Genomic DNA, 24,842 nt, shown 5'->3' on the forward strand with positions numbered 1-24,842 from the left:
TTTTATTGATTAAGATTTCCTGCTCGACGTTCGGGTACAATCTAAATTTATACGCTTTATGTCGTAACATTACCATTCACCTCGTTTGCTACTAGTTATTTCTTTTTTTGATGTTGTATGTAGCGTCTAATTTGCTCGTCTGTATTTTCACTAACTGTTGCGACAAAGTAGCTAGGATTCCAAAGATGACCACCCCCACAGACGCTTTTTAAGTTCGGGATGCGCTTTCAACAGGAACCGTGCAGACACGCCTTTAAATGCTTTCATTATATTAGGAATATAATGTTGAGGTTTTCATTCAATAAGTAAGTGAATATAGTCTTTATCTGACTCCATTTCCATGATTTGACTATCATTATCTAATGCAATCTGGTTTAATAATTTTTTAACATATGTATCAATGTCTCCGTGCAAAATATGATGTCTATATGTCACACACCAAACTAAATGATACTTTATGGAATAGACATATCCACGACCATGATGTACTTCTGACATGAAAAAACCTCTTTGTACATAGTTTAACATATGTCATCGTTAAATTCCAAAAAGAGTTTAATATATATGATATCGGCTGTTCAACATAGCTAAAGCTATGCCACAACCGAAGCCGATTCATCTACACGACTAAAGTCGCGAGTGTTCTCGGCTATTGCATAAACGCTGATGCCTGCGAATTTACCTCCCCTGTTTCAATCAGTTGTTGGAGATTGTAGGCATCGCTTCCTACTTCAATATTTTTGTTTTTCAAACTAAAGTAGGTCACGGAAAACAAGCTGACGTTTAAGGCGGTTTCTAAGGACTCATGGTTCTGCCTGTCTTTCAATTCAAATGTTCGGATGGCTTGACTGTTCGGATGAAATAGATGGAAATCAACGATGTTGATGCCATATGTTTTTCTTAAGGCAGAATAAAGATTATCCGACTCCATTTCTATCATCTCTCGATTGCCATAGTTCGACCGATAGGCTTCAATCGCATAATAAACCGTTCTTTCAACGAAAAAATGATGATTTTGTAATTGAAGTTCAATGGTCACTTTTTCACCGCTTTTGGTTGTCGCTAAAATATCAACTTCTGTTTTCATTAATTTTTCATGTTCGGTGCTCATTTTATATGTGTCTATATGGTAGGTTTCTTGTGGGACAACTGACTCGAATTCCATGTTTAAAATAGTCTCGATTAATTTTTTCAGCAAATGACGATTTTCTTTCGACGTAAACACCTTTTTGAAGACTAAGTCATTGGTCAATAATGACTCATTTTTTCTTACCATTCAGTCACTTCCTTGGGTAATGTTGCTCCTCAATCATCTGACACTAATTCATCAACGACGGACAAAAAAACTGCTCGATCACTTCTACGATTGACTGCGCAACATCCCCTCTTCACCGCTATCTTAACACAAAATAGAGTTGATTTTAAGGAAAAAAACTGACTTTCCCTTGCAAATTTAAGCATTTCAAGAATAGCGGCTTAAAGGTCTAACTCGCCTTCATCAGTAGCAAAGACTGATGATCATAAAACTAATTTAAACAAGGACATACTATTATCACGTTTAGCTACACTAAATTCTTGCCACATTGAAAGAAGCCAACAATAAAACACTTGATTATGATTTTTAATGCCCTTAAGCTAAGTATTAGAAGATGTTTTAAGAGCGGAGGAAAATAAATGAATGAACGACTATTTGAGTCAGTGCAGCAAGAAATAGAAGAAAATCATACAAACATCACAGGAATGATCATCCAAAAAGGGGATAAACGTTTATATGAACACTATTTTAACGATTGTCATCAGCGGAGTACCATCCATGTCTACTCGATTTCCAAAAGCATTCTCTCCTTACTATTTGGGATTGCTCAACAGGAGGGGTATCTTGAGGATCTGGAAGGCTCGATCTTAAGCTATTTTCCAAACCATCAAGTAAAAAATGAAAATCTACAAAAGATAACTGTCAAAAATCTGCTGACGATGACGACCCCTTATAAATCTGGCTTCCCCCCTTTCACTTATCTGCGATACTTTATGAGCCATGATTGGACGAAATTTACGTTAAAACGACTTGCAGGGAAACAGATTGGCCAGTTTAATTACACGCCCTTAGTGGGGCCGGATATTTTATCGGCTATTTTAGCTCAATCAACTGGGCAAAGTCCCTTGGAATTTGCTCAAAAAAAACTATTCGCCCCCCTAGGTATTCATGTGGAAAAAGCCATCTACTTAAAAACGGCAAAAGAACAAGTGATTTTCAATAAGTCGACTACTACAAGTGGGTGGGTGGTCGATGCCACTGGGCTAAATGCTGGCGGTTGGGGGTTGACACTAGCGACTGACGATTTACTAAAAATCGGTCAACTTATCCTCAATAAAGGGAAGTGGCATGGGGTGCCACTTATTCCTGAAGAGTGGCTCAATGAGATGCAGCAACCCCATAGTTATTGGGCAAAAGAACAACTGGATTATGGCTACTTATGGTGGATTATAGATAAATCGAAACCGATCATCGCTGCAATGGGGGACGGTGGAAATGTTCTTTACATCGATCAGGAACAAGAGGTCGTTATCGCTATTACCGCGTTGTTTAAGGAAAATGTCACTGATCGACTGAGTTTTATTCAGCAAACAATTATGCCATTAATTGAGACACAGGTGTAGACTTGAAGATAAAAAAGTACCACCGACAGCTTACTGTCACTGATACTTTTTTGATTATTTTAATTTTATGGCCCCTCAAGCCGCACAGGAGTCGCCGTTTCAACTAAGACCGCATTTAATTCATCAATCGTTTGTTTGCCTGATGTTCTCAACCAGTCACTCGTTGCTGCTTCGCCATGTTGAATGAAGATACCAACGCCTTCTGCCCAAGTTGCGCGGCCACATAAAACACCGTTAAAGGTTGAACCTGCTTCTTTAGCAAAACGTAATGTCTCGCGAAAGAGAGCGGCGGAAACACCGGCGCTTAGGAAAATAAAGGGTAACTGAGTGGCCTCCGTTTGTTCTTGAAAATGTCTGAGTGCCTCGTCTTTTGAGTAGACCACTTGGCCCTCAGCGTAGCCTTCTACAAAGGCCATGTTGACAGGCACTTCCACTTTCAAGACATCCACATGATATTTCTGCTTTGAAAACTCCGCCATCATCTTATTGACTTTATGTGGTTTTACCTTGGCATACTCAGGGCTTTCTGGTTCTAAGCCAGCGGCATCATACGACAGTAACTCTAAGAAAAATGGCAGGTCTTCTGCTACACATTCTGACGCAATCCGCTCAATGAACGCCTGTTTTTGGTCATTAATTTTTTCTGATTCATCGACATCGTAGTACAGTAGAAATTTGCAGGCATCGGCGCCTGCCTCCTTTAATCGGCGAACTGACCAAGTGTTTAAAATATCTGGCAATCGCCCTGGAACAGTTGCATCGTAACCCGTTTTCTCGTATGCTAGTAATAAGCCACTTGCTGGATCTTTCTGTTTAGCCGCAGGTAATCCGTATTCAGGGTCTAGTAATATGGAAGATGTATAGGGTGTTAACTCTTTTGAGACAAGAGTTTTAAAGGCCATTATATCTTCCTGAGTGGCTTCTTTTTTGTACTTAGCCATCATTTTTTTCATCGCACCACGCTGGTCGATCGCTAGGGCAGCAATTATGCCATCCTTGTTTAAGGTTCTTTTTAAGCGGTCATGCTTACTTTCACTCACTACATTTCGCCTCCAATTTCGTATAAAACTTTTACTTCTCTCGATGCTTTTTCGCGCATTTTTTCAAAGGGCAAGGCTTGGTCTTCTAAGGAATAGATGCTCGTAATTAAAGGCAAGGTATCGATGACCCCTGTCGCTAAATAGCGTAGAGCTGAATGCCATTCGAACCCTGGAAATGGGGCAGAATAAGACATCCACGAGCCAGTCAATTCTAGTTCACGTCTTAAAATCAACTCAAATTCCTCTGCTTCAAAATTAATCGGGCGCGTACATGTTCCAATAAAGGAAACTTTTGCCTGTCGATTGGCGTAAATAATCGATTGAACTTGAGTGATACTAGTTCCCGCCGTTTCAAAAACCAAATTCGCTAAGCCGTTCTCCTTAAAATGATGATCTATGTCTACGTTTAAAGGGTTAACTGTCACGTCTGCCCCAATCTCTTTGGCTAAAGCCAGTTTTTCATCGTTCAAATCAATCACTGTAATTTCTCCAACCCCACGAGCTCTTAAGGCCAGAACGGTCATTAAGCCAATTGTGCCAGCACCGATGACCAGTGTTTTGTCTCCTGCTTTTGTTCGCACACGCTCAATTCCATGAATGGCCACTGTCAGTGGTTCAATGGTCGCTGCGACTTTCAAGGCTAAGTCATCGGGGACTACTAAGCAGTTAGCTTCTGGTACAACGATATATTCCGCCATAGCCCCTTGTTGCCTAGAGCCAATAAAACTATAATTAGGACATAATTGAGGGCTGCCACTATAACATTGCTCACATTTGTTACAAGGTACCAATGGTGCTACAGCCACTCGTGCCCCTTTTGGCAATTCAACCTCTTCACCAACTTCCGAAATCGTGCCAGAAAATTCATGGCCTAACACTTGGGGAAACTGATGGACGCCTCCGTCAAAATAGCGAGGTAAATCCGAGCCACAAACACCTACATAGGCTACTTTTATTAAGACTTCTTTTTTAGATGGCTTCGGTTTGTCGATCTTTTGTAATTCAAAGGTTTCAATACCCGTTACTGCCAGTGCTTTCACTCTCAACTCACCTTTCTGTTTTTAGTTTGATGTCACATATAATTTGCCTTGTTTGTATTTGGCATAGGTGTACAAGACACAAAAACCGTAAAGAATCGCAATGACAACAAATCCCAGCCCCATTTCTAAAGTGATGCCTTTTGTTAGCAGATAGGTAATGGGCGAACCGGCTTGATCCATTGAAGATATTTGCTCGCCTGCTTTGGTTAAGCCGACTTCTTGACCTAGAGCTTGTTGCAGCGAGGCCATTTGATTGGCAATCCACAGGGTCATGGTCATGATGGCTGTTCCTGAAAACAGCACTCGGAAAATATTGCCTTTGTGAACACCTACTGCAAGGGCGACAAAAAAGCCAATTGTGGCTAAGTCGCCAAAGGGTAAAATATTATTTCCAGGTAATAAGACAGCAATCAGAATTGTCAGTGGTACGAATAACATCGAAGCCGACACGACTGCTGGATCACCTAGCATCAAAGCACAATCCAATCCGATATAGAAGTCACTTCCTGAAAATCGTTTATCCAACATTTTTCGAGCAGCTTCTGAAATAGGAATAAGGCCTTCCATAATTAGTTTTACTACCATCGGCATTAAGACCATCACCCCTGCCATTTGTACGGCTAAAGTTGCGGCTTGTCCGATGGAATATTTAGCTAACAGGCCAATTGCAAAGCCTAAAATTGCGCCAACAATGGTTGGTTGTCCAAAAACGCCCAGCCGTTCTTCAATTTTTTCTGGCGTTAAGGTAATTTTATTTAAGCCAGGAATCCGTTCGATCAGATCATCAATCGGTTTGGCCATGACGCCCATATAGGCAGATGTGCCATGGGGCATTGCGATGCCTTCCAAATCGAAGTAATTTTCTGTCACCGGTACGAAGATGTCTCCAAGCTTATAAATAATGACTGCGTGAACGACGATTCCAACAATCCCCCACATAAAACTGCCTGTCGCTACTTGCACGATGGCCCCAGTAAAGGCAATATGCCAAATATTCCAAACGTCTACGTTTACCACTTTCGTCATTTTTGTCATTAGCATCACAATGTTAACTAGGATGGCAATTGGAATCGCAATTAAACCTAAATTGGATGCCCAAGCCATCGGCGCCGTACCAGGCCACCCAAGGTCAATGACATTTAATCCTAAGTTGTAATTATCGGCCATCGATTTAGCAGCATCCCCGAGATTTTCAGTCATTAAGCTAATGACTAAATTGATCCCGACAAAACCAATGCCGACGGTCAGTCCCGAACGAAGTGATTTTCCCACTCCTTGTTTGAGTATAATTCCAATGATAAAGATGATTAAAGGCAACATTACCGTTGGCCCTAAATCAACAATATACTTGATAACTCCCATCTAAATCCCTCCTTATTAGGTTAATGCGTCTAAAATCTGCTGTTCTACTTTTTCAATCCCAATACCGGAAATAAATGCGACGCCATGAACAACGGGTACGCCAAACTCTTTTTTTACTTTCGCCGTCGTAACAATCAAATCCGCTCCATCTTTTTCAGATTCTAATTCTGTAATTCGCGTTTGTTTTACTTCCCCATCGATGCCATTTGCTTTTAACAATTCACGAATGGCGTTTGCGGCAACGGTTGATGTGGCAATGGCACCGCCACATGCAACAATAATTCTTTTTTTCATCGTGTTTCCTCCTCGTTATAAATACGTGTTAACAACACTTTCAAATTCTGCGCTATTTTTCGCTTTTAACACTTTCTCAATTAAGACCCCCTCTTGAATTTTGGTCACCAGATTTTGTAGTTGATCTAGATGAACCTCCCCCTCACTAAGTGCCAACATAAAAATTACTCTTGGGAACACCGTATCCTCCTCGTCACCTCCCATCTCATTGAATACGAGTTCAGTTTTATTAACAATACATAGGATCGTATCATTTATTACAAATGTGCCATCTGTATGGGGGATTGCCACAGATGGTACAGTAGGTAAGCCCGTTGGGAATTGTTTCTCTCTAATATTGAGCGCCTTTTCAAATTCATTGGACACATTGCCATTATGAATTAGAAATTCTGTCGCCCCTTTAAATAATTCCTCTTTTGTCGTAAACGAGGTGTCAAATAAACATTCTTTTTTAATCATCGGTTTGGGTCCCTTCCGTTTTGATGCATTCAATATTATGTGCGATAAATGTTTCTTCCATTTCCGGCTCCTTAATATCCGTCGTAATGATAATATCAAGATCGTCCAGATTAGAGGTTTTATACAACGCTGACTTGCCCAATTTGGTTTCGTCTGCAAGCAAAATCACTGTTTTACTATGGTGAAGCATCACTTTGGAAATTTCAATTTCACCCATATGATAGTTGGTGACGCCCGAATTAACGTCGACCCCCGCACAGCCAAAAAAGCCTAAATCAACAAAAATTTCTTTGGCGTTAGTCAATCCGAATGTTCCAAATAGTGAATCTTCATTTTTACGGACATTTCCACCTAAAATAATCAAGTTGATCCCAGAAGAATGAATCAAAACATTGACGATCGGAATACTATTAGTGACCACCGTCAAATTCTCAAAGTTTTTTAGCTTTTTGGCTAAAGCATAGGAACTTGTCCCGTAATCCAGGTAAATGGTATCTCCTGGCTCAATAAATTGATAAGCTCGCTCAGCAATCTTGCTCTTCTCTCTTTCGTTTTCAGCCCGTCGCCGTTCATAGTCCGTTTCGATATTGGCTTCGTCTAACACAGCGCCTCCATAAGTTTTTTTCAATAATCCTTGTTCTTCCATCTCGACAATGTCTTTACGAACGGTTTCCCTAGAGACTCGTAGTTGTTTACTCAAATCCAAAATCCGCACAGATTTTTTCTCTTTCAAAATAGTTAAAATTTGTTCCTGGCGATTGTCTGCCATAATTGACACCATCCTTTGTAATCGTTAACATTATATTAGCATATTTTTGGCGAATTGCAACACTTTAATTTGCACTTTGCAAATATATCTGTTTTCTGCAAAGTTATTGCCAAAAACAGAGCAAGTTAATGTATAATGAACCTATCAAAAACTAGGAGTGTTGAATATGATTCATTTAATTTGTCCCAACCCTGCAATTGATAGAACCATCTTATTAGAAACCATTGACTTTAATGTGCCAAATCGGCCGATCGAAACCAGAGAATTTCCAGGCGGAAAAAGTTTTAATGTGGCCTATGCCTTGTCTTACGATGACCTAGAAGAAGAAATTGTGATCCATACCATGCTTGGAGGTTTGTATGGCACACACCTTGCCAATTTAGCAAAAGAGCGCGGTTATCAAGTGCAAGCAACAGCCGTTCACAAGGAGACTAGAATGTGTAATATCCTAGTTGACATGTCAAAAAAAACAATTATTCCCGTCTATGAAAATGGCTTTTCCTTAGATAGCGACACCTTGAAGCAGTTCACAGACGCTTTGATTAGGTCCATTCAAAACGGCGATATTATTGTCTTCTCTGGTTCACTTATGAAAAATATGCCTGACGACTACATTGTTCAATTGGAAAAATCATTGGTTGCTAAGCAGATTTCAGCAAAACTATGTGTGGATACCAGTGGCGAGGCTTTAGTCCAAACTTACGAACAGCTAACCCCTTACCTAATAAAAATTAACGACGAAGAAATAAAGGCGCTATTTCCTGATAAACAGTTAAGCACCGTTGATGATTACTTAAAACTATTAGCTGAAGATATTAAGAAGGAAATACCCAATTTCATTATCACCTTAGGAAAAATGGGGATTGTTGGTCGGATAGAAGGCGAGTTGTACGTTGGGGCTGCTGACCCCATCGAAGCCAAAAATCCGGTCGCTTGTGGCGATTTTTTCTTAGGGCGTTTACTAAAGGGAATTGTGGCACAACAGACAGCTGAGGAAATGTTGCGAAGCGCGTTATTATTTTCAACTTGTAACGCAATGACCTGGTATCCAGAAGTCAGCGACCAGCAAATGAGTGAGCTATTGCCAACTATTACTTGTCAACAAGTCACATTAAACGGAAATCACTAAAAAAAAGCACCAATCAAAACGTGTCTGTTTTGATTGGTGCTTCTTAGTCTTCTTCTGCCACCCAGTCTCTCAGCAGTTCTGAGATTGGACGAATTTTAGTGTGTTGTAAAAAATCTTCATAAGGCTTGTCGCCAAGCTGCGCGTCATAATAATCTTCTAAGTGCTCAAATGTCGCCGTCTTTAATAATTCTGCTACATCTTTATCTTCTAATTTTGCCATGGCCGTCAGAAATTCGTGTTCTTCTTCAGATACGTCAACATGAATTGTTGGCATGTCATATTCCCCTTTTTTTCTTGTTCCATTTTCTCAGCATCGACAAGTTCACTATAACATCGTTTTATAATAATTTGCAACAACTAAGTGCACAAAGAGCCGGTCATTTCATTCTGGCATCGTTACTGTCGAGGCCTTTTTATTTTTTTTAACTAACTCTCTGAAAATTTTCCAGAAACAATCATCCTTTACGCTAGCACTGACTGTTGGTTAATTGGCTAAAAGTCATCAAAATCAAAACATTCTAGTGACGTCTGTGACACGGTAAAGATCGGAACAATTTAATGAAAAAAACTAACCGCTTCGTAAACTTTGCCCAAGTTTAGCGGTTAGTATGAAATAAAGATGCTACTGCCTAAAATGGCTCTACATTGAGGGCATGTTGACGCATGTCCTCTTTTGTTGAACTGAGTATATCATAAATACCACCTTTTTGCTATGTTACTGATTTTTTGCTGTCAAATAAAACTTAATCAATATTTTAAAAGAAAACGCAAAACCTAGTTAAATTCCTCTTTATTTAACTAGGTTTTACCATTATTCAATGATATGATAAATGAGTAGAAAAGTTAACAGGCGGTGGCAATCTTTGAATGGAGGTGGTAGCTTATGAGAATAAGCACTAAATCTAGGAAAGGAGCGCCCATTTTGTCCGTATATGAGACAATTCAAGTGGTATTAAGTGGTGGTATGTTTATCATTGCCTTAGTCACCTTGATTGTCAAAATACTAAATAGCGACAAAAAAAACTAACCGCTTCATAAACTTTGACCAGTTTAGCGGTTAGTATGAAATAAAATATGCTACCGTCTAATACGGCTCTACATTGAGGGCATGTTGACGCATGCCTTCTTTTGTTGACTTAAGTATATCATAGATACCATCTTTTTTACAATGTTACTTCCGTCATTTAGGTTGCTTCACTTTTAGTGCCATCGTTTCTTTGATGGCTTTACTTCTTGTTTCGTTAACTAATTTAACGGATGACTTTTACCTTTTAAAAATCTCTCATTCCCCTCCGCTTTGAGTCATTCATACAAGAGCTACTATTAGACCTATAGATAGGCAAGAATGCTCAACTTAATCCACAGATATCACCGTAGCGGTGGGATACTTTTCTTTTATCGCTTTTTCATAGGGCTTCGCATTTCGAGTTAAAGCAATGAGCGGATTCTCTGTATGAACCATTTCATAAAGCTGCCCCAGCTTTACAATATTCCAGTCAACTTCAGGGAATTCTTTTTTCATTTTCTCTTCTTTCTCAGCTAGATATTTATCATTGTAGTGAGCACTGACTAGCGCACTAGCTGATGTATCAAATCGATCAATGCCAGTAACAAAATAGGCTGCTTTCATTTTTACCACCCTTTCAGATTCACACTTTTATAATACGCTCATTATATAATTAAATCAAAGTAAAACACTTAAAAACAAAAAGAGTAACGCTCATTTTGAGCTGTTGTGATAACAACAAAAAAAGCGCACATGACCTGAATTTTGAAAGTTAATAAATCAGAATATTCTGAGATTATCTACGCAACACTAGTGTTTCTTTAAAAAATACTTATGAATAACTATTTCACTACAGCCCCCTCTTTCGACCCAACACAAACAAACCAACTCTTCACAAAACAAGAGCTGGTTCGATATAGAACTAGCTTAGGAGCAGTTTAAGAGTTGGCCTTTTTCTGGCACCCCTCTTAAAAGGACCAAGCCCTCCTTTGCTAGACACTATCCAGTTGCTTCCACTTAAACCTTACTCAATGCCTTCAGCCTTTGCCAGCTCACTCAAACAAGCGACAATGGCCTTCACCCCTGCTTTTAAGGTCTCCCGAGGGCAACCGATATTGACTCTAAAGAATAACCCGTCTTCCTCGAAAAAGTCATCACCTGACTGAATGGCCACGCCACTTTCCACCATCTTGGCTCGCAGTTCTTTTCCGGTCAAGTTTACCGATGACAGCTCGATCCACGCAAGGTAGGTCGCTTCTAGCTTCGTCACTTCCACAAAGCTAAAAGGCTTCAGTTCTTCCACCAAATACTCATAATTACTAAAGAGATACTCAGTTAAGCTATCCACATAATCGGCCCCATGTTCATAAGCTTTGGTTAAGGCCAGATAAGCAAAACTGTTTAACAAATCACCGGTGTGACTGTAGGCTTTGACTTGGTCAATTTTCTTGATGAAGTCTTGATTGTCCGTGATATAGTAAGATGCTTGCAAGCCCGCTAGATTAAAGGTTTTAGTCGGCGCACTTAACATCACCACTTGATCATAGTTCAAGGCTCGCGCCACCTTCATCAACGGGGTAAAGTGTTGCTCAGGCATGATCAAATCAGAATGAATTTCATCCGACACGATCGGAATGTTGTTGGCTTGACAGAGGGTCACCAGTTGAATCAGCTCTTCTTCGGCCCAAACTCGCCCAGTTGGGTTGTGTGGGTTACAGAGAATAAAGAGCTTGATTTGATGGTCTTCAATCAGTTGTGTCAAGGCGTTAAAGTCAATCTCATAGTAGCCCGCTTCTTTCAACAGCTTGGCTCGAACAATTTCTCTCTTCGCAAAGAGGGGTTCCTTTTCTAAAGGGCCATAGGTCGGGTTAAACAACAAGACCTGATCCCCTTCCTCTGTTAAGGCTCGCACCACATTGTTTAACGAGACCAGAACATTTGGGGTGAAAAAGACGCTGTCCTTCTGATACGTGATCTGATTACGCCGCTGATGCCAGTCAATGACCGCTTCTTTATAGGGAAAACCATAAAACCCGTAGCCAAAAATACCATGCTTAGCCCGCTCAATCACTGCGTCTACTACTTCTCTTGGCGGTCTAAAATCCGTGTCGGCCACCCACATCGGAATTAAATCACTGTTACCATATAAAAACTCCAAGCCATCCCATTTACCAGCAATCGTCCCTCTGCGATCAATTACTTGATCAAAATACTCAAAATTATACGTCATTTTTTTTGCTCCTTTCTAAACAATCTTCTCGACTAATTTTTTCTCACCATTGGTCACTAAAATTAACGCCGCAATTCCTAAAGCAAAACCTAATGCCACCATAAAGGAGGCTGTTGCCAGATTATCTGAAAGCAGGCCTGCTATCCCATTCATCAACATCGGAGCGAAAGCAAAACCGAGACTGGTCAAGGCGGAAAACAAACTCATGCCCATCGGGACTGAGGTGGATTTCAGCAAGGAAGTAATCAAATACAACAAGCGGGTCATGACCGTGCCATAGCCCAAGCCAAAAATGAAAGAGCCTCCGACTAAGCCGACTTTTGCATGAAGGACGCCGATGATCAACAAGCCCCCCGCCATCAAAAGGTAACTAATCCAAAGAGTATTCGATTTTAAGACTTTGACTACTTGGCTTGCCACAAACCCAGCCAAGATAGTGCCCAAACTATTGACCGATAAAGCCAAACCAGAGACAGAGGAATCGCCAATGCCATTAATATCGGCATGTAAGGCCATATTATTGGACAAGACAGACGTCAACATGGTTAAGGTGACAGCTAAGGTCAATAATAAGATCACGGTCAGACTTCCCACGGCAAATTTTTGGTCATCAGATTCTAAGGCCGTTCGTTCTCCTTCTTTGGCTTTTTTTAACACGGGGTCATTAGGCAGTAAAAACAACCCTAAGACAAACGCAATAATCGCTATCACAAAAATCGCGTAGTTGTATTGCCAGCCATAAACAGCTAAAACACCGCCGATAAAGGTCATTAACATCGTACCCAACCCTTGATAGCCGGTCTTCTTCCCTAACATGGAGGTCCGAGCTTCTCCCTCAAAATAGCGGGCAATTAAGGCGGGAATCTTGGCGGTCATCAAACCACTGCCACCGCCAAGAAAGACGGAAACTATTAACAAAAAGGTAAAATTTGACTGAACAATTAACGGCAAACAGCCTAACCCCAGAAAGGCAGCCCCGGTTAAGACGACGGTCTTTTGGCTGACTAGCGATTGTAGTTTCCCTGCCGCAAGTGAGGCTAAAAAACTCAATAAGGCCGCAATCGAAATAATCAATTGTAGCTGAGATCGGCCGACTTCTGGGAAGGCATTGCCGATTTTAGCCAATGCTGGCGTAATTCCAGTAGCGATATTTGCCACAAAGATCAAGATGATTAAGCCCAGTTGTAACTTCTTTTTTTCCACAAGATGCACTCCTCTTCTAAAAATGATTCAAACAAGTCTAGAATTTCTCCTGTGTTCAACTAGTTGCTAGCGAATTTAAAGCTAAATTACTTACCGACATCATCAACAAGGAAAAGGCCTTATCCATCAGATAGTGGGGAATTGAAAGGTCATTGCTTACTTTCGCGAAAAGTAGCTAATGCCGCTATTACCTATCAGTCCCCCTATCAGGAAGTCCTCCTACGACTCTCTAACTAACCATTGGCAAATCAAAAAACGGCATCAGACTCACTGTCCAATACCGTTTTACAATAGTTGTTAGAGTAAAAACTCTCTAGCAGACTCACTTCTTTTATTGATACGCAAATAAGCCGTAGCTACTTCTAAAAAATCCGAAAAAGCTCTAGAAAAAAGCGCTTAAATTAGGTACAATAAACAAAGCTAGTGATTTACTGCTAGCTATTGGCCAACTTGATTTTACAGTGATAGCTGTTTCATCGAGGCTCCGTTTTGTGATTCCCGTCGCAAGGCGGAGTGCCATAAAGTTTAGTTAATTGTCGTTGTTGTGACTTCACCGCCATTGTATAGGGATTGGTAAGCGGTGTCAATAGTTTTTTCTAAAATAACATGAAAATATGAGCACCTCCAAAATATCACGGAGCACTTGGGTGGCGCTACTCTTATAAAATCAAACGTGCCTTCACTCTCCTCTTACTGATTAGCACTAGATTGAGATTCCTCATTTACCAAGACTGTTTCTTATCGCAGCCACTCTATGATCATTCTATTTCCAATAAACTTTTTCGAAACCTCCTCTTTTTCCATTTCATCAATTTTAAGATTCAAAACATAACATCCACAATTAGCTTGATAGCTAGCTCAACGCTTGTCTCTTTGCCCTACGGCTCTGTTGAAACTAGCAAAAGAAACCCAAACACGCAATTTCAACAGACCTATTTATCACAACAACTTGAGATATTGGAATTTGATCAGCTGGTTTTGAGTTAATAAACTCGTTGAGAAAACCTCTATTTGATATTCATCTTATTTTCAAGGGAATACAGTCTCTAATTTATTTTGGTGTATCCATCTACGCAATATTTTAACGTTGCTTATAATGTCTATTTCTTCAACAATTTTCAATACTTCTGGAATTGAAATCCAACCTTAAAAAAGCCAACCCGTAGCAATAGTTTGCACCGATTAACTTAATTGTTACAACATGTATTTATTTTGGTTTCAATAGATTCCCTTTTTGAATTTCTTTCTTCTTAAATTCCCTTGATTCTTAATAGGTCAAAATTAATATATTAGCGCTTAGTAAGCACGAGAATTATTTTAGAAGTAACAATAGTTGATGAATAAGCCCATATACTACCCACATAGCTGGATAACATAACCAAGACCAGTGCGTCCAAACGCTTCTTTGTTCTCTCTTTAATCGCAATTTGTCATTCTCCGCTTCTAATTTTTCTATTTTAGTATAAATATTTTCTTCCATCATATACTTTTCCTCCTCGATTCGATTAGTAAAAAAATTGAACTAAAATCCCACATATAATCCCTATAAAAGGGACCAATAAGCCAATTTTTTTAAACTCACATCTATCTGTAGCATGACTCTCTGAAACGTTTAATGAATCCTTATCTTTAACTAGTCTTTCGTTTTTTGCCATGTTATTCTCTCTCCTTTGATTATTTACTTGATGACTTCATCATAGACTATAGATTTCAATAACGCTTCTCTTTGGTCACAAGATGTAAAATATCTGTCATAAGATACCTTTCCATCAGAATGGAATCATGTATACTTGTAAATGAAGGAGGGAAAAGATGAAAATTATTAGTAACTGTCGTAAATTTGAAGCTTTGGTTTCTGAACACCTGGTGATGTGGAAAGAACTTCCTATTGACATCATTGAATACGGAATGGACACGCTATCAAGCGCCACTGCTATATATGTATCACTGGATAATATTGAAGAGCTTAGTCAATTTTTTCACGAAAGTATTCGTATTCCCCATAACAAGAAGATGATAGTTGCATTTAAAAACAACGGTAGAACAACCTTGTTGGATTTCACCTCCATTTATTATATTGAGGCAATTGGGCGCGATGTTCATGCCTATACAGAAAACGACGGGTTCCAACTTAAACAACGACTTTATGAGTTTGAGCCATTTCCAGGATATTGTCGAGTCAATAAATCTACCATCGTTAATATAAGACTAGTTGATTCAATTATTCCATATATAAGCGGAAAGCTTCTACTAACATTGAAAGATCAGCAAGAAATTGAAGTTAGCCGTAGCTATGTGAAAGAATTTAAGAATATGATAACGAAAGGATAGATAACGATGACTCGTTTTTTAAAAATCAGCCTAACAGTGATAATCTTATTAAGCCTATTTCATACCTATTTCTCACTTATCGAAAACAATGAATCACTATGGATGTTTGCCGTGCTTTATTTGATCGGAGTACTAATTTACTACCTAAGTAGAATTATTCAACAACGCGTTTCATTTTTACAGAAACGACCGATGTTACAGTTATTGCTACTTTATTTGGGAGGTGTCATAATAGGAATAATGATGACCTTTATTAGTAAAGGAGTCTCGATCACGTCATTTCTAATTGCACTAAAGATAAATGTAGCTGCCTTCCCTCTATTTTTAGGCGTTGTTATTTACTGGCATCAAGAAGCGAGGTCATTGAATAAGAATTTAAATCGTTTTCAAAAAAAGCTATCAGATACAGGCGAACATTAATAGACAAGATGACCAAGTGAGCACTCCGAAACCGACAAGCAATTGTAGCATTTTTTACGTTTAAAACATTCCCCGACATTAAGATTCTGCCTTAGTATGAGAGTTATCAGATCATTTATATTTGCTAAGTTTTGATAGTCTATTAATTGTCTACCACATAAATTAACATGAGTGGAGTTTTTTTATGACGCCTTATTTTTTAGTGTCATTTATTATTGCATTTTTAATTTAAAAAACCTAAGGGTTAGAAATTATGAAATTGATTGATTTATTAAAATGACAACAATTTAGGAGTCTTAACCCAAATAAGCCCTCACAAAATGAGTGGCTTATTTGGACTGATGACTTAGCAAGTCAGCCAAGAGAACCGTCTCTATAAAATAATTGATGACTTGCTTATTCGTTATCCATATACCATGATAATATTTACTAATTATTGTTCGTCGTCATACCGAAAGAATATGGATAAACCAACTAATTGGTGGGATGTCATCTGACTCTCCTGTCACCACACCACCGATCACTAAAAAAATAGACGTCCAAAATAATTTAGCTAAGAATTTAGGATTACCTTCCCTAATATCCCCAACTTTTTGTCCCTCCTGAATTAGTTCAGCCGTTCTTTCAAAAAAATCAATCCTTGGAATCAATTGACGTATCTGTCTATCCGCTTGCGGATTTGAGTTAACATCATAGATTAATAAAAAGATTTTCGCTGCTCGTTTATCCTCCCCAATCCTCTTAAACAGGGCTTCACATCCCTGTTTAATTACTTCCAATGGGTCACCTGTTTGCACCAAAAGATCATTAACCGTTTGAAGTGTATTTTGACTCATGTTGATGATTGATTCGAATAATTTTTCTTTTGAGCCAAAATAATAAGAGATCAAGCCAACACTCACGCCTGCTTTCGCTGCAATATCACTGATTTTTGTGTTATTAAAACCGCGGTCGTAAAACAAATCTAACGCTACTTCACCAATTAAATACATGCTCTGTACTTTTTGTTCTTCACGTGATGTCATGGAAACCTCCTTTATGATTTCATCCAATCAATTGCTTACAGTATAAGATTTTTACTCCTTAAAAGTCAATTACCTCGATAAAAGATTGACAGTTCAACAAATACATGATAATCTGAATTAAAATTCACTGAATTTATATTCAGTTAAAATGATGATAAAGGTGGTAAAATAAATGATCGATATTAACATCGTGTTACTTAGACATGGCGAAACCTTATTCAACAGTGAACAAAAGGTACAAGGATGGAGTGACTCATTTTTGACGCCAAACGGGAGATTAGGAGTCAAAGGAAAAGCCATAGATTTTTTAGTTAAAGGACTGTACTTTGATGCTATTTATAGCAGCGATAGTGGCCGAACGTTGGAAACCTCACGGATTATTAGCAGTATTCTGAAAGTTCCCTCCTCAAATATCATTCTTGAGCCAGACTTACGAGAATACAACTACGGGATTTTTGAAGGGCAAACGAACATGGCGATGGAGACAGCCATTAAAGCGGAAATATTCGAAAAAAATAACGATGGGTTTAAAGCACGTGCCATGAAAAAGGACCCTACTGTCATCTTTGATGTTCTCAATCAACTAGATAAAGACCAGAAACCAACGCCCAACACCTGGTACTCCGAAACGACTGAAGACTATCTTTCAAGAGTAAAACGTGGGTTAATGACGATAATTGCAGACTCGATAAAACAAGACAATAGCTTGATTCTTCTTGTTAGCCATGGACATACGATTGCCACTTTGATGGGATTGTTATTCCCAACGGAACTGGCACAATGGCTCAATTCTGGGAAAAAATTAGATAACTGTGGGGATTTGTCTTTAACTTATAACGTGATACAAAAGGAATTTCATTTCGAGGGCATACACAATCCTGAAACTTCTCAAAAAGCAATGTCCTAAACGTTAAAAACTGAAACCTACAGTTACTAAACAGCCATGTTTCAGTTTTTTTCTCTTTTTGAGGATTCTATGTTTATTCTCGCTAGCTCAAACAGACATGTTCAGACGAATCGGTGTTTCCTACGATTCAAGCGACACGACTTGCTACTCGCATCCCCTTTAACGATTAATCAATAAAGCAATCAAGACAACCGCCACGATTAATTGTGAAAGGCCAATCACCCCGCCTAAGGCCATGGCTTTTGGCCCTTCTTTAATTAAATCGGCGAATTTCACACGCATGCCAATTCCTGCTAAGGCGATGATTTCAAATTGACCACTAACCGTTTTCGCTGTCGTAGAGATAACTGTAGGTAAATTGACAAAGGTGACGACGAGACATAAGCCAAAGAAGGCGGTGATAAACCACGGGATGCTGATTTTTGATTGCTTTTTAGCCCCTGAGGTTTGAAAGAGTGACCCTTGATCAGAAGAATTAAGGCGTGAAAAGGAAATAGCCACTACCACGATCAAGATAATCCGAATAATTTTGAAAATAGTCCCATACTGGGTAACTTCTTCTCCTACCATTTTGCCTGAAGCGATCACTTGCCCGACTGATTGCAGTGTCCCACCAATCATTGCACTGGTCGGCATGACTTCATGGTGATAAAGAATATTCGTTAAGAAGGGCAGTGCTACCATTAAAATAGTTCCTGTCAAATTGACGATGGTAATCGAGATTCCTTTGTCTTTCTCATCGGCATCAATAATCGGGCTAACTGTTCCAATCGCCGATGAACCACAGACAGCATTTCCAGCACTCATCAATAAGGAAAAACGGCGGTTAAAGCCAAACCATTTGCCAAACTGATACGCCAAAACAATGGTGAAGAGCATTTGACAGACAATAAACAACACGCCGTTCATTCCGACACTGGCCACATCTGTTAAATTTAGGGTTAAGCCCGTTAACGCGATGGAATACTCAAGCAAACGGCTTTCTGAAAATTTAACACCTAAAGCCAAATTCTCCTTATTTAACACCGTATTTCCCAAAACAATCCCTAAGAGTATGGCAAATAATGAGGCACCCACTTTCGGTAAAAAATTGCCAATCACTTGTGATACAATGCCGATTGCTAAACAGGCCATAAAGCCTAATCCAATCCCCTTTAATTTTCTTATGACAGTACTCATAAATCACGCTCCTGTTATTTTATTTCTCTTTTCTTTTAGTTTAGCACCGTCTTGTCATAAAATAAAATTATAATAAATAATTGATATATAATTTAAACTTATAGTTGATATCACAAAATTTACCACACAAAAAGGAGCCTTCGTTTGATGATTAAGCAAAATACTTATCAAACTGAGGCTCCTAATTTCTGGCTGATGCTATTTTTCTTTAGACTCATACTCTTGACTAACAATTCCCTTCCTGATGATAATACTGCCAATAAAACCTAAGATACCACCTAAGGTGACCAAATTCGTCCAAACGAGAAACCAGGCGATCTGTTGATCAGTTAGAACGTAGAGATAAATGAACCCTAACATGGCAACTAAAAGAACTAATACAATTTTAATGCACCACTCGTGAAACTGTTTAATTCGCCCACCATATTTAGCATAACTAATATGACACACCCAAGCAACCAACGTCATCGAAAAAAGACCTAGCATAACAACTCCTCCATTCAATTTATTTGATGGCTTTATTTTAACCAGTTACAGGTGTCTTGTCACCTATTTTGCTTAGGAAACTAGCTGTCAACAGACTTACTTCGAGAATGCTTCGACGATGTTCATGATGCCAAACATCAATAAGTAAAAGCCGACTAGGAAGCTGAGAGTCAACGCTGAGGTAACGGGATTAAATAACAAAGAAAAGCCGATAAGAATACCGATAATGTTAAGGATAAAACTAAACCAATAGTAAGCTGGACTGACAACCTTAGCCAAATCCAATGAGAATAAGCCGCTAATTGAATCCGCAATAAACCAAATAGCAAAAATATAGGGTAACGCAAGTAAACCGATTTTAATGTTGAACAACAAGATAAGCCCTAGGATAATGTCCAAAACGCCAACGAGAATTAAAACCGTTGCTTTTGCTCCAGTCAAAGCTTTGACTTTATTGCGGAGGAAAATATCAAAACAGCCTTTGGCTATTGCCATCAACCCGATAAAGACCGTCACACTGACAAGGCTACCTGCTGGATCTCTAAAAGCGACTAAAGCTGTCATAATAAATAAGAGGCCCAATAAAAAGTTTCCCCAACCAAATTTTCTGTTTTCTGATGCTAACATGATAATTCCTTCTTTCTTAGTTTTTTTAACAATTACAACTCTTTCACTACCTTTACTATACGCTTCTTTCAAGGGCGCTTAAAGGCACAGAAAAAAGGGCGCGTTTAAATATGGACAGACTGATCATTGTGTCTTATTTTGCAAATATCTCCAAACTCATTAAGCATAAATCGTTCACTAACATGTGATAATTCAAACTATTAGAACTATCTCATAATATTTGATTAAAAAAATCATTCAAGCTATACTAGCTTCAACAACTATTATTCTATTGATAATAGTTGAATATATTTTGGAGGTTATCAGGATGAAAGTAACAAAAGGATTAATAACAGCCAGTTTAATAGTAAGTTTGGGGATGGCTAATTTAGCAGTCCCAGTTATCTCTGCCCACGCAGCAACGGTTGAATTTGAGAATAACTATAAGTCAGTTATTTCTCACAGTTTGAACGACTTAAAGGGGTACACAGGTAAGAAGAACATCAAGGGACTAATGACTAAATTAGCCACCCCTGCTTCATGGAAAGCGGCAGGTTATAAAGCAGCGGAAGCTAAAGTGATCGCAGCTGATTTTGCTAACCAAACTTATAAAGTAGAGGCTTTATTAACAAAAATGATGAACAATGAAGACCTACACTTTAAAGTAATTTTACTGAAAACAGGGTATGTCAAAGCGGAATTTGGTTTGGAGTCTTATGGCAATGCTGGTTCAGAAATTCCTGGTACGGAATTACCTGGAACCTCTGAACCTGGTGAAGAAACACCTGGTACCGAATTACCTGCTGAAACAACTGGTATTAAACAGCTAGAAATCGAATTAGATTATAAGCAAGGTGACGTTGAATTGCAATATCAAGTTAATTCAAACGGTACGGTTAAAGCTCAATACCAAAATAAACTAGACCGAGTACAATTACAAGGTGCCCAAGCAGAAGCTAAATTAAATGAGGTGCTAGCTGGTATTGATTTTAAAACAGCGAGTCAATCAGATATCGTGGCACACATCTTAACTAAATTGAACCTAGGGTCAGATTACAAACAATTTCAATTCCAAGGTCAATTTACTGATAATACCAAAGTCAAATTTAAACTAAAATAAGTAATCACCCCATCAATAACAAACATTCCTAACGATCATACAATTAAAACCAACATAAAAAGGGAGACGCTGTTCGAGATGGCCTCCCTTTTTCAATAAACATTCTTTTTGTATATCAAATGAACTATTTCATGTTTATTATTACCTTTTCACAATCGTTTATTGTACACTATTATTAACGTTCTATTTAACTGGTCTGTTGGTAATCCCCTAAGACTTAAAAATGAACCACACTATTCGATTGGAGACATGCGTATTATGGAACACTCTCAACTATCTGTTTATGAAACCTTTAATCAAATCAGCTCATCTGAGGAAGCCACGATCTATTGGGGGAAATACGGTCGTTTAGCCCTTAGTTGCCTTAAAGAACAGGCACCTGACGTTTATGTCAAGCTTGTCATGACTAATAAACTCACGCCTTGGGTTCACGAAACCAATGAATGGCTAACGGCTCATCGCTTGCGCTTATTAAACAAGGCCTTAGATGCTGCCCCTCTTCCCAAGGAAGCTTCTATTAAAGAAATTGCTGACCATCATATAAAGATTTCTGCTAGTTTGGAAGAAACCATTACCATGGAATTAATCAACAAGATACAGACCACCTCTTTTGTCAGTCCTTAGAAATGACAGTAGACCTTGACCTCCTAAATGGTTAAGGCTTTTTTGGTTCTTGCTTTTTACTGCCTAACACATTTCTATTAGACAGTTGCTACATCCATCTATTAGCCTCAGTTTTAAAAAAAACAAACTGACCATAACAACAGAGCAAACTCCACTCTTCCTTATAATAAAGTAACCAAAATAAACACTCTTCTTTATCATTGTGATGAAATAATATGATGAATGTCGATATGATATCGACTTTGCTAATCAAAGCCCGCCCTAAGGCAATGCCGGAAACACTTGATACCGCATAACACTGAAGCACTGTCTAACTGGTAATCTACCAGTCAGACAGTGCTTCAGTGTTGAGCTTTGCTATCAGAGTCATCACAACTCAATGAGTGAGTTCCTGACCGATTTGGATAATACTTGAGGATAAACCATTGTCACTCATTAATCTTTCAACGGACGTACCTAGTTGCTCGGCAATACTTGATAAACTATCGCCTGCTTTGACAACATAAACTCCGCTAGCTTCTGGTGATGGTGTTCCTTCCCCTTGCTCCTGATTAGCCTCAGGCATTGTAGAACTACCAGTACTTTGAATGGGCGTCGTTGATTGTGTGGCGGCTTGTTCCCCGCTTGATGGTTGCAATTGCTCCATTTTTATTAATTGGGAATGGATACTTGATAATTTAACGCTTTGTTTGACTGTCGTAAGGATTAAAAAACACATAAGCCCAGATATCAATACTAATAACAGAGCAATGAACGAAACACCCCAATGGGAGTTATTGGCTGTTGATTGACCTCGTTGACGTCTTCTTGATGACTCCATAAAACACCTCTTTTACGATCGTTTTTTATATTAACGAAGTTGATAATAAACTCTAATAACAGTTGCTTTATCAACTTGTTTCACATTTAACTAACCTATTATATAACGTTAAAAGCTAAAAGTCGAGCGTCAGAATCACAGCTTTCTCTATGAATAACTGCAACGCTGAAGCTTACTATAAAATAACCCCCCCTTATAATAAAATCCGATAAGTGGGGAGTTTAACATTTACTTAATCTGACTAATAGTATTAGCTAGCCAGTCAACTTGTTCCAATAATTCTGCTTTGCTTAGCCTAACATGGGGTTCATATTCCAAGACGATATCGCGACCTGGAGTATAACGTTGATAAAGTTTAGCAAAAGCTTGATAATCAATTTTCCCGTCAAATAGCTGGCGATGTTGGTCCGTCTTACCATCATTATTATTCAGATGGAAGGCTTTTACGCGGTGGCCATGTTTACTTAAAAAAACTTCTAAATCCAGCCCTGTGATAAACCCGTGGGCCACATCGATTAGGACATTCAAGCTGGGAAACTGGCTCAATAAGGTCTCAAAGTCTTCGACAGTGTATAGTGGCTCTCCTTGAGCTGGCAGAGCCAAGTTCTCTACTAGTAGGTCAACGCCGTAATAGTCAGCCCGTCTTAACAAGTAACTGAGATTTGCCTGACTAACGGCTTGAAAATACCCTCGGTCCGCTGGTCTAAAGCCCTTCTGAGTATAATGATAGACAACGTGACGACACTCATAACGAGCAGCCAAACTGAGCACTCGTTCATAGCTGTCAAAAAGCTGAGTTTGAGCAGCATCCCCTGGTAAGGCTGTCCCCTCGACGTCAATATAAGGGCCGTGAAAGCTACAGCCACAGGACAGAGTTGGCAAGAGTTGGTTCAGTGTTTGCCAATAGTCCTCGTCATGAGTAAAAGCGATGAGCTCTACGCCCAGATGTTGGTTTTGCTGCTGATCAATCCAATTGGCAATTTCCGCCAGCTGAGTCATCTCACCTATGAGTGTACTGATTAGAATCATTCTTTGCCCTCCTCTTCTGGCCATTGGGGGTATCCTAAAGATCGTTCGGTTGTGTCGTCAAAAAAGTGCCACTTCCGAGAATTTAACCGCCAGTGAATGTGTGCCCCTTTTTCATAGCGATGTTCAGGGATTATCCCGATGATTTCTTGGCCGTTGACATCAAAATAATAACCAACCCGATTGCCGTAATCTTCCACATATTTAATGGTAATCGGCACCGAGAGACCACTTGCTTTTTTGGTTAAGCGAATGTCTTCTGGCCGAACCCCTAGTTTAATCGGCACTTGCCCATAGTTTTTTAACTGCTCCAGCCATGGCCCTGGCAACTTAATCTTCTCCCCTGCTAGCTCCAAATAAGAAGCGGTAATCTGAGTCTCCATAATATTCATGGAAGGAGAGCCAATAAAGGTGGCCGTAAAAATATTTGCCGGTCGGTGATAGACGTTGTAAGGAGTATCCAACATCTGCAAAACGCCGTCATTTAACAAGGCGATCCGCTGGCCAATGGTCATGGCTTCAATTTGATCGTGGGTGACATAAACAAAGGTTTGCCCGTACAACTCATGAATTTTGACCAGTTCTTTTCGAGCCTGGCCACGAAGTTGAGCATCCAAATTGGATAGAGGTTCATCCAACAGGAAAAAATCGGCTCGTTTGACAACTCCGCGAGCTAAAGCGACCCGTTGGCGTTGTCCTCCAGATAAATCCTTAGGCAAGCGGTCTTCCAGTCCTTCCAACCCAAGAGTAGCAATGGCTTCGCCTACTCGTTGATAAGTTTGAGCTTTTGGCACTTTATTCACTCGCAAGCCATACCCCACATTTTCTGCTACAGTCATATGAGGAAATAAGGCGTAATTTTGAAAGACCATGGCAATGCTACGATCGCCACTATCCACCTGATTGGCTAATTCACCGTTTAGATATAAACTGCCACTGCTTACGGACTCCAAGCCGCTGATCATGCGTAAAACTGTTGACTTGCCGCAACCGGAAGGTCCTAGTAAAATCAAGCGCTCCCCTTTTTTTATGGCAAGATCCAACTCATTGATGATCACCGTTTCCCCAAAACTTTTGGTAACCCCAACAAATTCAATACTGTTCATTC

At 39.3% G+C, this 24,842-nt stretch carries 29 protein-coding genes and 1 pseudogene; 8 read left to right on the forward strand and 22 right to left on the reverse strand.

Going from position 1 to position 24,842, the window contains the following annotated elements:
- From I6N95_RS27820 to I6N95_RS08565, 3 genes and pseudogenes are all read right to left on the reverse strand, one after another.
- The coding region (locus tag I6N95_RS27820; protein WP_209527216.1) for a helix-turn-helix domain-containing protein at positions 1-76 on the reverse strand (76 nt) is incomplete at its 3' end.
- A gap of 19 nt (positions 77-95) precedes the next feature.
- Positions 96-498: pseudogene (gene tnpA / locus I6N95_RS08560) on the reverse strand (IS200/IS605 family transposase).
- A gap of 151 nt (positions 499-649) precedes the next feature.
- Positions 650-1,276, reverse strand: coding sequence for an Rpn family recombination-promoting nuclease/putative transposase (locus I6N95_RS08565; RefSeq protein WP_209526698.1), 627 nt, complete (start codon positions 1,274-1,276; stop codon positions 650-652).
- 398 nt (positions 1,277-1,674) lie between these two features.
- On the opposite strand from I6N95_RS08565, the gene I6N95_RS08570 reads away from it, so the two are divergent.
- The gene (locus I6N95_RS08570) at positions 1,675-2,658 is read left to right on the forward strand and encodes a serine hydrolase domain-containing protein (RefSeq protein WP_209526699.1); all 984 of its coding nucleotides are present in this window, start codon (positions 1,675-1,677) and stop codon (positions 2,656-2,658) included.
- A 65-nt stretch (positions 2,659-2,723) separates the two neighbouring features.
- Here the strand turns inward: I6N95_RS08570 and lacD are convergent, their stop codons facing one another.
- The 6 genes from lacD to I6N95_RS08600 are packed head-to-tail and all read right to left on the reverse strand — an operon-like array spanning position 2,724 to position 7,622.
- Complete coding sequence (gene lacD / locus I6N95_RS08575; RefSeq protein ID WP_209526700.1) at positions 2,724-3,698, reverse strand: tagatose-bisphosphate aldolase; 975 nt, start codon at positions 3,696-3,698, stop codon at positions 2,724-2,726.
- The gene (locus I6N95_RS08580; RefSeq protein WP_209526701.1) at positions 3,698-4,738 is read right to left on the reverse strand and encodes a galactitol-1-phosphate 5-dehydrogenase; all 1,041 of its coding nucleotides are present in this window, start codon (positions 4,736-4,738) and stop codon (positions 3,698-3,700) included. The genes lacD and I6N95_RS08580 overlap by 1 nt, the downstream gene beginning before the upstream one ends.
- A 21-nt stretch (positions 4,739-4,759) precedes the next feature.
- The gene (locus I6N95_RS08585; protein ID WP_209526702.1) at positions 4,760-6,100 is read right to left on the reverse strand and encodes a PTS galactitol transporter subunit IIC; all 1,341 of its coding nucleotides are present in this window, start codon (positions 6,098-6,100) and stop codon (positions 4,760-4,762) included.
- A 15-nt stretch (positions 6,101-6,115) separates the two neighbouring features.
- Positions 6,116-6,394 (reverse strand): PTS galactitol transporter subunit IIB, encoded by a 279-nt coding sequence (gene gatB / locus I6N95_RS08590; RefSeq protein ID WP_209526703.1) that lies wholly within the window; start codon positions 6,392-6,394, stop codon positions 6,116-6,118.
- Positions 6,395-6,409: 15 nt separating this feature from the next.
- Complete coding sequence (locus I6N95_RS08595) at positions 6,410-6,853, reverse strand: PTS sugar transporter subunit IIA (protein ID WP_209526704.1); 444 nt, start codon at positions 6,851-6,853, stop codon at positions 6,410-6,412.
- Positions 6,846-7,622: a DeoR/GlpR family DNA-binding transcription regulator gene (locus tag I6N95_RS08600; protein ID WP_245249321.1), complete on the reverse strand. Its 777-nt coding sequence runs from the start codon at positions 7,620-7,622 to the stop codon at positions 6,846-6,848. Before I6N95_RS08600 ends, I6N95_RS08595 begins: the two co-directional genes overlap by 8 nt.
- Positions 7,623-7,788: 166 nt before the next feature.
- Here I6N95_RS08600 and I6N95_RS08605 point away from each other — a divergent pair, with 166 nt between their 5' ends.
- Entirely contained in the window at positions 7,789-8,751 is a 963-nt protein-coding gene (locus I6N95_RS08605; protein WP_209526705.1) for a 1-phosphofructokinase family hexose kinase, read from the forward strand.
- A 43-nt stretch (positions 8,752-8,794) separates the two neighbouring features.
- Here I6N95_RS08605 and relB read toward each other — a convergent pair whose 3' ends face one another.
- Positions 8,795-9,025, reverse strand: coding sequence for a type II toxin-antitoxin system RelB family antitoxin (gene relB / locus I6N95_RS08610; RefSeq protein WP_209526706.1), 231 nt, complete (start codon positions 9,023-9,025; stop codon positions 8,795-8,797).
- 648 nt (positions 9,026-9,673) lie between these two features.
- On the opposite strand from relB, the gene I6N95_RS08615 reads away from it, so the two are divergent.
- A complete protein-coding gene (locus I6N95_RS08615; RefSeq protein ID WP_430727530.1) occupies positions 9,674-9,778 on the forward strand; it encodes a putative holin-like toxin in 105 nt (34 codons plus the stop codon).
- A gap of 327 nt (positions 9,779-10,105) precedes the next feature.
- On the opposite strand, the gene I6N95_RS08620 is transcribed toward I6N95_RS08615, so the two are convergent.
- The 5 genes from I6N95_RS08620 to I6N95_RS08640 form a co-directional block, all read right to left on the reverse strand.
- Positions 10,106-10,381, reverse strand: coding sequence for a hypothetical protein (locus tag I6N95_RS08620; protein ID WP_209526708.1), 276 nt, complete (start codon positions 10,379-10,381; stop codon positions 10,106-10,108).
- A gap of 400 nt (positions 10,382-10,781) precedes the next feature.
- A complete protein-coding gene (locus I6N95_RS08625) occupies positions 10,782-11,987 on the reverse strand; it encodes a MalY/PatB family protein (RefSeq protein ID WP_209526709.1) in 1,206 nt (401 codons plus the stop codon).
- 15 nt (positions 11,988-12,002) lie between these two features.
- Positions 12,003-13,190: an MFS transporter gene (locus I6N95_RS08630; protein WP_209526710.1), complete on the reverse strand. Its 1,188-nt coding sequence runs from the start codon at positions 13,188-13,190 to the stop codon at positions 12,003-12,005.
- Positions 13,191-14,502: 1,312 nt separating this feature from the next.
- Positions 14,503-14,673, reverse strand: coding sequence for a hypothetical protein (locus I6N95_RS08635; RefSeq protein WP_209526711.1), 171 nt, complete (start codon positions 14,671-14,673; stop codon positions 14,503-14,505).
- A 22-nt stretch (positions 14,674-14,695) separates the two neighbouring features.
- Positions 14,696-14,845, reverse strand: coding sequence for a hypothetical protein (locus tag I6N95_RS08640; RefSeq protein ID WP_209526712.1), 150 nt, complete (start codon positions 14,843-14,845; stop codon positions 14,696-14,698).
- Positions 14,846-15,002: 157 nt separating this feature from the next.
- On the opposite strand from I6N95_RS08640, the gene I6N95_RS08645 reads away from it, so the two are divergent.
- Entirely contained in the window at positions 15,003-15,521 is a 519-nt protein-coding gene (locus I6N95_RS08645) for a LytTR family DNA-binding domain-containing protein (RefSeq protein ID WP_209526713.1), read from the forward strand.
- Between the two features lie 6 nt (positions 15,522-15,527).
- Positions 15,528-15,941 (forward strand): hypothetical protein, encoded by a 414-nt coding sequence (locus I6N95_RS08650; protein ID WP_209526714.1) that lies wholly within the window; start codon positions 15,528-15,530, stop codon positions 15,939-15,941.
- Between the two features lie 446 nt (positions 15,942-16,387).
- Here the strand turns inward: I6N95_RS08650 and I6N95_RS08655 are convergent, their stop codons facing one another.
- Entirely contained in the window at positions 16,388-16,966 is a 579-nt protein-coding gene (locus I6N95_RS08655; RefSeq protein WP_209526715.1) for a TetR/AcrR family transcriptional regulator, read from the reverse strand.
- A gap of 172 nt (positions 16,967-17,138) precedes the next feature.
- Between I6N95_RS08655 and I6N95_RS08660 the strand changes: the two genes are divergently transcribed.
- The gene (locus tag I6N95_RS08660; RefSeq protein ID WP_209526716.1) at positions 17,139-17,873 is read left to right on the forward strand and encodes a histidine phosphatase family protein; all 735 of its coding nucleotides are present in this window, start codon (positions 17,139-17,141) and stop codon (positions 17,871-17,873) included.
- Positions 17,874-18,032: 159 nt separating this feature from the next.
- Here the strand turns inward: I6N95_RS08660 and I6N95_RS08665 are convergent, their stop codons facing one another.
- The 3 genes from I6N95_RS08665 to I6N95_RS08675 all read right to left on the reverse strand — a co-directional run bounded on the left by I6N95_RS08665 (position 18,033) and on the right by I6N95_RS08675 (position 20,165).
- On the reverse strand, positions 18,033-19,052 hold the full coding sequence (locus tag I6N95_RS08665; protein ID WP_209526717.1) for a YeiH family protein: 1,020 nt from the start codon (positions 19,050-19,052) through the stop codon (positions 18,033-18,035).
- A gap of 198 nt (positions 19,053-19,250) precedes the next feature.
- Positions 19,251-19,538: a hypothetical protein gene (locus I6N95_RS08670; RefSeq protein ID WP_209526718.1), complete on the reverse strand. Its 288-nt coding sequence runs from the start codon at positions 19,536-19,538 to the stop codon at positions 19,251-19,253.
- Between the two features lie 96 nt (positions 19,539-19,634).
- Complete coding sequence (locus tag I6N95_RS08675) at positions 19,635-20,165, reverse strand: HdeD family acid-resistance protein (RefSeq protein ID WP_209526719.1); 531 nt, start codon at positions 20,163-20,165, stop codon at positions 19,635-19,637.
- A 307-nt stretch (positions 20,166-20,472) separates the two neighbouring features.
- Between I6N95_RS08675 and I6N95_RS08680 the strand changes: the two genes are divergently transcribed.
- The gene (locus I6N95_RS08680) at positions 20,473-21,264 is read left to right on the forward strand and encodes a YusW family protein (protein WP_209526720.1); all 792 of its coding nucleotides are present in this window, start codon (positions 20,473-20,475) and stop codon (positions 21,262-21,264) included.
- Positions 21,265-21,522: 258 nt separating this feature from the next.
- Positions 21,523-21,888 (forward strand): TnpV protein, encoded by a 366-nt coding sequence (locus I6N95_RS08685; protein ID WP_209526721.1) that lies wholly within the window; start codon positions 21,523-21,525, stop codon positions 21,886-21,888.
- A gap of 376 nt (positions 21,889-22,264) precedes the next feature.
- Here I6N95_RS08685 and I6N95_RS08690 read toward each other — a convergent pair whose 3' ends face one another.
- The 3 genes from I6N95_RS08690 to I6N95_RS08700 form a co-directional block, all read right to left on the reverse strand.
- Positions 22,265-22,708: a LysM peptidoglycan-binding domain-containing protein gene (locus I6N95_RS08690; RefSeq protein WP_209526722.1), complete on the reverse strand. Its 444-nt coding sequence runs from the start codon at positions 22,706-22,708 to the stop codon at positions 22,265-22,267.
- Between the two features lie 228 nt (positions 22,709-22,936).
- A complete protein-coding gene (locus I6N95_RS08695) occupies positions 22,937-23,737 on the reverse strand; it encodes a sugar phosphate isomerase/epimerase family protein (protein ID WP_209526723.1) in 801 nt (266 codons plus the stop codon).
- Positions 23,734-24,840 carry an ABC transporter ATP-binding protein gene (locus I6N95_RS08700; RefSeq protein WP_209526724.1) on the reverse strand — a complete coding sequence of 369 codons (1,107 nt, stop codon included), beginning with the start codon at positions 24,838-24,840 and terminating at the stop codon, positions 23,734-23,736. Before I6N95_RS08700 ends, I6N95_RS08695 begins: the two co-directional genes overlap by 4 nt.
- Positions 24,841-24,842: the final 2 nt, after the last annotated feature.

The organism is Vagococcus allomyrinae (assembly GCF_017829975.1).
Classification (GTDB): Bacteria; Bacillota; Bacilli; order Lactobacillales; family Vagococcaceae; genus Vagococcus_D; species Vagococcus_D allomyrinae.

Coding starts and splice junctions, on each gene's coding strand:
- I6N95_RS08685 (WP_209526721.1), top strand. CDS start 21,523: ATGGAACACTCTCAACTATCTGTTTATGAAACCTTTAATCAAATCAGC.
- I6N95_RS08635 (WP_209526711.1), bottom strand. CDS start 14,673: ATGATGGAAGAAAATATTTATACTAAAATAGAAAAATTAGAAGCGGAG.
- I6N95_RS08695 (WP_209526723.1), bottom strand. CDS start 23,737: ATGATTCTAATCAGTACACTCATAGGTGAGATGACTCAGCTGGCGGAA.
- I6N95_RS08625 (WP_209526709.1), bottom strand. CDS start 11,987: ATGACGTATAATTTTGAGTATTTTGATCAAGTAATTGATCGCAGAGGG.
- I6N95_RS08655 (WP_209526715.1), bottom strand. CDS start 16,966: ATGACATCACGTGAAGAACAAAAAGTACAGAGCATGTATTTAATTGGT.
- I6N95_RS08600 (WP_245249321.1), bottom strand. CDS start 7,622: ATGGCAGACAATCGCCAGGAACAAATTTTAACTATTTTGAAAGAGAAA.
- I6N95_RS08645 (WP_209526713.1), top strand. CDS start 15,003: ATGAAAATTATTAGTAACTGTCGTAAATTTGAAGCTTTGGTTTCTGAA.
- I6N95_RS08620 (WP_209526708.1), bottom strand. CDS start 10,381: ATGAAAGCAGCCTATTTTGTTACTGGCATTGATCGATTTGATACATCA.
- I6N95_RS08680 (WP_209526720.1), top strand. CDS start 20,473: ATGAAAGTAACAAAAGGATTAATAACAGCCAGTTTAATAGTAAGTTTG.
- I6N95_RS08665 (WP_209526717.1), bottom strand. CDS start 19,052: ATGAGTACTGTCATAAGAAAATTAAAGGGGATTGGATTAGGCTTTATG.
- I6N95_RS08565 (WP_209526698.1), bottom strand. CDS start 1,276: ATGGTAAGAAAAAATGAGTCATTATTGACCAATGACTTAGTCTTCAAA.
- I6N95_RS08690 (WP_209526722.1), bottom strand. CDS start 22,708: ATGGAGTCATCAAGAAGACGTCAACGAGGTCAATCAACAGCCAATAAC.
- I6N95_RS08595 (WP_209526704.1), bottom strand. CDS start 6,853: ATGATTAAAAAAGAATGTTTATTTGACACCTCGTTTACGACAAAAGAG.
- I6N95_RS08670 (WP_209526718.1), bottom strand. CDS start 19,538: ATGCTAGGTCTTTTTTCGATGACGTTGGTTGCTTGGGTGTGTCATATT.
- relB (WP_209526706.1), bottom strand. CDS start 9,025: ATGCCAACAATTCATGTTGACGTATCTGAAGAAGAACACGAATTTCTG.
- I6N95_RS08605 (WP_209526705.1), top strand. CDS start 7,789: ATGATTCATTTAATTTGTCCCAACCCTGCAATTGATAGAACCATCTTA.
- I6N95_RS08570 (WP_209526699.1), top strand. CDS start 1,675: ATGAATGAACGACTATTTGAGTCAGTGCAGCAAGAAATAGAAGAAAAT.
- I6N95_RS08660 (WP_209526716.1), top strand. CDS start 17,139: ATGATCGATATTAACATCGTGTTACTTAGACATGGCGAAACCTTATTC.
- I6N95_RS08585 (WP_209526702.1), bottom strand. CDS start 6,100: ATGGGAGTTATCAAGTATATTGTTGATTTAGGGCCAACGGTAATGTTG.
- I6N95_RS08650 (WP_209526714.1), top strand. CDS start 15,528: ATGACTCGTTTTTTAAAAATCAGCCTAACAGTGATAATCTTATTAAGC.
- gatB (WP_209526703.1), bottom strand. CDS start 6,394: ATGAAAAAAAGAATTATTGTTGCATGTGGCGGTGCCATTGCCACATCA.
- I6N95_RS08640 (WP_209526712.1), bottom strand. CDS start 14,845: ATGGCAAAAAACGAAAGACTAGTTAAAGATAAGGATTCATTAAACGTT.
- I6N95_RS08675 (WP_209526719.1), bottom strand. CDS start 20,165: ATGTTAGCATCAGAAAACAGAAAATTTGGTTGGGGAAACTTTTTATTG.
- I6N95_RS08700 (WP_209526724.1), bottom strand. CDS start 24,840: ATGAACAGTATTGAATTTGTTGGGGTTACCAAAAGTTTTGGGGAAACG.